General features: G+C 36.7%; 9 protein-coding genes and 1 pseudogene. 3 read left to right on the top strand and 7 right to left on the bottom strand.

Going from position 1 to position 6,089, the window contains the following annotated elements; translation table 11 throughout:
* Window positions 1-48: 48 nt before the first annotated feature.
* From ACQR30_RS15430 to ACQR30_RS15405, 6 genes are all read right to left on the bottom strand, one after another.
* Window positions 49-672 carry a choice-of-anchor tandem repeat GloVer-containing protein gene (locus ACQR30_RS15430; protein WP_429736653.1) on the bottom strand — a complete coding sequence of 208 codons (624 nt, stop codon included), beginning with the start codon at window positions 670-672 and terminating at the stop codon, window positions 49-51.
* A gap of 814 nt (window positions 673-1,486) precedes the next feature.
* Window positions 1,487-1,750, bottom strand: coding sequence for a hypothetical protein (locus ACQR30_RS15425; protein WP_429736652.1), 264 nt, complete (start codon window positions 1,748-1,750; stop codon window positions 1,487-1,489).
* Between the two features lie 215 nt (window positions 1,751-1,965).
* On the bottom strand, window positions 1,966-2,391 hold the full coding sequence (locus tag ACQR30_RS15420; protein WP_429736651.1) for a hypothetical protein: 426 nt from the start codon (window positions 2,389-2,391) through the stop codon (window positions 1,966-1,968).
* A gap of 141 nt (window positions 2,392-2,532) precedes the next feature.
* The gene (locus tag ACQR30_RS15415; protein ID WP_429736650.1) at window positions 2,533-2,703 is read right to left on the bottom strand and encodes a nucleotidyl transferase AbiEii/AbiGii toxin family protein; all 171 of its coding nucleotides are present in this window, start codon (window positions 2,701-2,703) and stop codon (window positions 2,533-2,535) included.
* Window positions 2,704-2,708: 5 nt separating this feature from the next.
* Window positions 2,709-3,005 carry a DUF6922 domain-containing protein gene (locus tag ACQR30_RS15410; protein WP_429736649.1) on the bottom strand — a complete coding sequence of 99 codons (297 nt, stop codon included), beginning with the start codon at window positions 3,003-3,005 and terminating at the stop codon, window positions 2,709-2,711.
* 297 nt (window positions 3,006-3,302) lie between these two features.
* Complete coding sequence (locus tag ACQR30_RS15405) at window positions 3,303-3,566, bottom strand: hypothetical protein (RefSeq protein ID WP_429736648.1); 264 nt, start codon at window positions 3,564-3,566, stop codon at window positions 3,303-3,305.
* Window positions 3,567-3,940: 374 nt separating this feature from the next.
* Here ACQR30_RS15405 and ACQR30_RS15400 point away from each other — a divergent pair, with 374 nt between their 5' ends.
* Together ACQR30_RS15400 and ACQR30_RS15395 are read left to right on the top strand one after the other, a co-directional pair.
* Entirely contained in the window at window positions 3,941-4,180 is a 240-nt protein-coding gene (locus ACQR30_RS15400; protein WP_429736647.1) for an RNA polymerase sigma factor, read from the top strand.
* Window positions 4,120-4,539, top strand: coding sequence for a sigma factor-like helix-turn-helix DNA-binding protein (locus tag ACQR30_RS15395; protein WP_429736646.1), 420 nt, complete (start codon window positions 4,120-4,122; stop codon window positions 4,537-4,539). Before ACQR30_RS15400 ends, ACQR30_RS15395 begins: the two co-directional genes overlap by 61 nt.
* A gap of 26 nt (window positions 4,540-4,565) precedes the next feature.
* Here ACQR30_RS15395 and ACQR30_RS15390 read toward each other — a convergent pair.
* Window positions 4,566-4,952: pseudogene (locus tag ACQR30_RS15390) on the bottom strand (DUF6577 family protein); the annotation flags it as partial.
* A gap of 175 nt (window positions 4,953-5,127) precedes the next feature.
* On the opposite strand from ACQR30_RS15390, the gene ACQR30_RS15385 reads away from it, so the two are divergent.
* Window positions 5,128-6,089, top strand: a 962-nt coding sequence (locus ACQR30_RS15385; protein WP_429736645.1) for a PLP-dependent cysteine synthase family protein, incomplete at its 3' end; no start/stop codon positions are given.

Below are 6,089 nucleotides of genomic sequence, written 5' to 3'. Positions count from 1 at the left end.
GGCAACCGTCCAACACAAATTCAACATAGCTGCATAAGACTCCAGCGCTCATAGAACCTCAAGCACTGTCCTTCCAAAGATATAAGTACCATCGACGATAGACGGACCACTAGGATCCTCTTCATCAACTGTGCTATAATCGTACATGCTCGTGAAACTGTTATCGTCAATTTTTAGCTTAAAAATACTGCCCTTGCTGTTTGAGCCGACAGACCTTGTCATTCCATAGAGATAAGTACCATCGCTGATAAGCGAACCATAAGGCCGTCGTCCGTCCCCTTCACTAAAATCGTACAGGCTTGAAAAGCTATTATCGATAATCTTTATTTTAAAAACATTCCCCCCATTATTCGCACCACCCGAAGTTGTCATTCCATACAGGTAAATGCCATCACTGATAAGTGGACCCTGAGGCTGGCTTCCATCAGCCCCATTAAAATCATGCATACTGGTAAAGCTATTATCAGCAATTTTTATTTTAAAGATATCGCCGTTATTGCTCACGCCGCCATATGTTGCTATTCCATAGAAGTACGTGCCATCGCTGATAAGCGAATCATAAGACTGCATTCCATCAACCTCGCTAAAATTGTACATATCGGTAGAACTTTTATCGATAAATTTTATTTTCAAAATACCGTCATCATTATTTGCACACTCATAGTTTGTCATTCTATAGAAGTAAGTGCTATCACTGATAAGTGAACCATATTTGGGTGTTGCTTCGTTAGTGCCCTTAAAATCGAGCTATTTGGTGTATTGAGTATAAAGCTTAGACTCAAAGATAATAATAAAAGAGCTATAAATCTTTTTATAATTATTCATTTTACCGTTCATTAAAATAAATAAAGTCAAATGCTTTCAACAATTCTATATTATCTCAATAATAGGTCTCTTATTTCATCTGGTCAAGCTCCTAATTGGAACATTAAGCGGATGCTGACCTTTTTAAATCAAGGACTTCATTCTATTATCTTTCCTGATTTCCGAAATTTTCTAGATCATTTTTTCAAGTAATGGGGTACGTTAATATCTCAGATTTTGTACCCCCAATTCCAGATCAAATTTTAATTGAAGGCATTTTCCCAAATAAGGAAAAATTCTTTGTTTCTCCACGTTTCTTAACAATCGAAAATGAATAAGCAGGTTAAGGACTAAAAACATAGCGAGCTGTAAGGATAGGTTCGCGAAGGAGAATTTTATAAGAAAGGCAAACAACGGATGGATCGATGGATGGATAAATATTTTACTTAATTGCACCTATCTATACTTAATCAAGTTTACTTATTTTTAGCAGACCCATCCATACTATCAAAGCAAGTAAGAACGATGCCTGATGACTTGCATTCGTTGGTAAGCTTACCACATTTGGTTCCCCTTTTTCTGTTTAAATCCGCACGCAAAAAAACTCAATGATATATAGTGAATGTTCATAGCGCTTTATCTCTACATGATATTTATTGCTTTCTATATCAAAACGAAACTGCTATATTTTGAGAAGGCTTTTAGTAAGGATAAAGGAATGTTCTTCCAGTTTCCACTCTTGGTCTCTACGCAATTCTAACTGCACCATTTTCACTAAGTAAGTTGCGCCTTCCGGTCTTAAATGGAATGCGTTAAGAAAAATGTTTTGTTGAACGTTAAAAAAGAATTTCCGTTCAAGCGAAGCGCGTTTTAATTCTTTTAGCGAAACACAATATTTTTTAGCAATTCCATTTACAGCCTTGACCTTTTGATTCTTTTCTATCATAGAGAAATGGAACGCAGTGGAATTCAGTAAGGCAGTTAAAAATATCAACAACAACTTGCCAAAAGAACAATAAAAAATAATCAAACAAACTAAAATCATTCAAAAATGAAAACGATACTCCTCGTACTGGGCTTGCTTCGTCTTGTCAGCAGGAGCAAAAAAACGAAGTGTTTTTATATTACGTTTTTTCGGTGGTGAAACCTACGCCGCGAAAACTAATCAATTATTTTAAACAACAATTTTACCTTCTTTAGCCAACTTGACCTTGCGATTCTCCAATTTTTGCTATTATCCATTATGTCTATGAGGTCATTGGAATGTGACGGTCGCAAGTGGTTTGATGCATAATTTCGGTTATCAAAATCTAACAATATTTCAATCTCCTCTGTCGGGCTTTTTTCATCATCTAAATCAAATAATGATTTATCTTTTTCATGACAATATTTTGCTCTTTTTATTCGCAAAGTATTCAGTAAATCCGCTAACGGAACAGTATCTGTAATAATATCCAGATCATAAATATCCTTTTTTGCCAGCCGGTTACTGGCACTCATTAGTTTCAATAACCCTACATCCGTTATTGACATTGTTCTAATATCGTGAATGTTCTCAACGGGAAACATGCGTGGGAAATTTTGCAAAATTTCCACTTTTATATTTTCTCCATTTACATTTATGAAAGCTCGTAGAAAACAAAATTGGTCTCCAATTTCGGTATTAATGATAGTGCAAAAAATAATCCTCTTTTCAAAAATAAGGTTTATTTCTTGCTGAATACGTTGCTATCCGGCAATCCCTACACATTTATCAGAAAACAAATCTATATCCTGCGATTTTCTATGATTCAATCGAATAGCAAGGCTTGTTCCTCCGGCAAGATAAAAATCGTTCAATGAAGGAATGGGTTGCAATTCCTTAAGTAGTTGCAGCAATGATTTGCCCACAGCTTCCATTCAAGTTATTTTTTTAGGGAAAAACGATGGAAAGAAGGGAGGTTATATCTTTTAGAAATCAATTCGCAGACTTCGTTGCTGATTCGCTCCTTTGTATGTTGCAAATTTTCAATAATTTGCTCAGGCTGATAAATATCTTCCAACCGTGCAATATCCTTTTCAAAAGATTTCTTATCGCTCATAAATAAGGCGCGCGGGATAATAAGCTCCATATCTCTTCTTGAGTCAAGTTCTTCAAGCCTTACGTCCCAAAATAAATGTTTTGGAAAAATGGATGATATTTTAATCTTATGCTTCACCACACTAAGGTAGATGTTTTTATCCAATTAATAAGAATGCTTAAAGTTCAGTTTTCTATCACAGAATTAAACAATTTTCTGCACATATCTTCTTAATACAAAAATGCCCTCCTTCAAGGTCTAAGCCTCGTTCAACACCGCTCTCATTTCTTGCGTGTTGGGCAAACGAAAGCATAGTTATTAGCAGCAGTATAATTGGTCAGATCCTCTTCAGGCAACTCTTTGAAAGTCTTCTTTTTGCTAAAAAGAGTACATCAATTTCTGTCCTTTCCAATCCATAAATTATTGTCCTGGGCAGTTTTAACGAATAATATCTGCTGTTCGCCTTTTTTTGAAATAGCACTCCGAGAAATGATTTTTTATTTGTCTGACGGATTTTACTTGCCACACGGCACAATCATAAAATACCTTGTCCCTGGTAAATCCATAAGTCCATCTATTACTTCCGTCGGTGTTTAACCAATTACCCTGCGCTGATGCCCGAACGGTATCAAGAATATCTTTTGCTAAAACCAATTGTGAAAATACCATAAACAATAAAGTGATGCAGAAGTATCGCTTCATAAATTGTCATTTAGATATAAAAATAAGGATATAAATGTTTAGAAATGTGATAATCTATTCATTAATGGCACTATACAAAACCATAAAAGGCTTACCTTATAAGACTTTAGCTGGAAGACTTTCATCTGGGCAAATTTGTAAAAGAAAGAATAGCAGGAAAAATGATGGAAGTAGCCGGGCAGCAATGACATTTAGTTAAACCAATGACAAGAAGCGGTTCGTCTTTTGCGATTACCAATCACTAACAGGACTTCATTACATGGTTGTTACAGCAAGCGTTGCCTATTGAAAAAATAGGAACAAACTACGAACGTTTTTATTTGGTATTTATTTTTGTAGATACTAATTTGGCGTTATCAATTTGTTAAAAGACAATGCAGGTCTTTTCGGAATATACAGATGAGCAATTACTTGAATTGATAAAAGCCTGTAATGAACCGCCCTTCACAGCGGCCTATGGCGGATATGTGGAAAAGCTTTTTGCGATTGCCTATCATTTTTCTAACCGAAAAGACATTGCTGAAGAAATCGTTCAGGATGTATTTATCCGTTTATGGGACAGGCCAATCTTGTCGAAATTGCCTCTTTATCTGCCTACCTCGCCACCGCCGTAAAGTTTTCTGTTTTTGCTTTTCTGCAAAAGGAGTTGAAGCGGAAAAATATACTGCAAAAAATCACCAATGCTCCGGTCGCCTATTCAGATGAAGCAGCTATCTACGCCCGTTTTTTTAAAACCTATATCGAAGAAGCGGTTTTGTTATTACCGGAAAAATGCAGGATTGTTTACCGCTATAGCAGGGAACAAGACCTCTCCGTCAAAGAAATTGCCCCAGAAATGCAAGTCGCTCATAAAACTGGAGAAAATCACTTGTTTCGTGCATTGCAAACCCTTCGTGTAATTTTGCGCAGTGCATATCATACGCCCGCATTAATTTTCATTTTACATTTTTTGAGGACTTTATATCTATCATAATTTATATATTATTGGCATAAATTATATTATTGTGCCAAACTTATATTTATCAGTTTGTCAATTTCTCGTTCCCTATTTCTTCGCACAGCATATCGACACATTTTCAACTCCTTTAAGGTGTATTTCTCCATCACACTCTGCATAATAAATTCCTTTTCATTTTGCTGTCCAGAAAAAAGATTTGTATCAATCAGCATATCTACCAATAATTTTTCCAAAGCGGGTACAACAATCTTTTGTACTTCCAATAGAGGGGCTTCAGAAACCATATTTTTTATAATAATGACCTCTTCCAGATTCCTGGTATATCGGCCAAATATTTCTTCATCAGGGTCAAAAAAAACATTCTTTATTGTTTCTGTTAGAAAAGTAAATACAGATTCGGAAGCATCTTTTCCCACCTCCACAACGCTATAATGTTCGCCCTGCTATAACCTTACACATCATCAAATATTATGTACAAAGAAAGGGGCGAATCGACGCTGACGGGGTAGAAGAGAAAATACCCTGGGAACGTTTAAAAGATACAGCTTCTCAACTACCAAACGCTAAAAATATTTTCCCTACATTTACACAAAGCAATCAATTATGTGGCAACAAAATATCTTAGAATCCATTGGTAATACACCCTTAATAGCATTACACAAAACCATAAAAGGCTTACCTTGTCAGGTTTTAGCAAAAGTGGAATACTTTAATCCAGGCAACTCTGTAAAAGATAGAATGGCTGTAAAAATGATTGAAGTAGCCGAGCAGGAAGGAAAACTAAAACCCGGTGGGACCATCATAGAAGGTACAAGTGGCAATACGGGAATGGGCCTGGCTATCGTGGCTATCTTAAAAGGCTATAAATGTATTTTTACCACCACCGATAAACAAAGCAAAGAAAAGGTCGATATTCTAAAGGCACTTGGCGCCGAAGTGATCGTTTGTCCCACGAATGTAGAACCTGACGATCCACAGAGCTACTATTCCGTTTCTAAGCGGCTTGCCAAGGAAACGCCTAACTCTTTTTATGTCAATCAATACGATAATTTAGCAAATCGCCAGGCACATTACGAACAAACCGGACCAGAGATCTGGGAACAAACCGAAGGCAAAATCACGCATCTGGTAGTCGCTTCCGGAACAGGCGGAACAGTAAGTGGCGCGGGGAAATTTTTAAAAGAGAAGAATCCGGGTATCCAGGTTTGGGCGGTGGACAGTTATGGCTCTTTGTTGACAAAATATTTTCGCACCGGCGAGCTGGATAACAAAGAAGTATACCCTTATATTACCGAAGGTATCGGAGAAGATTTTCTACCGCAGAACTTTGACATGCAATGCATCGATTATTTTGAACAAGTAACCGATAAAGACGGCGCCATAATGGCAAGGCGTATTGCAAAAGAAGAAGGTATCTTTGTCGGCTATAGTGCAGGTAGTGCCTTACAAGCCATTCATCAATTAAAAGATAAATTAAAAAAGGATGATTTGGTCGTCGTGATTTTTCACGACCATGGCAGCCGTTATGTTGGCAAAATATATAACGATCAATGGATGTTAGAACG

This window comes from Arachidicoccus sp., assembly GCF_050436765.1.
In the GTDB taxonomy this organism is placed as follows: Bacteria; Bacteroidota; Bacteroidia; order Chitinophagales; family Chitinophagaceae; genus Arachidicoccus.
Note: the sequence above shows the minus strand (reverse complement) of the source record. Positions and strands in the feature narration are given on the sequence as shown.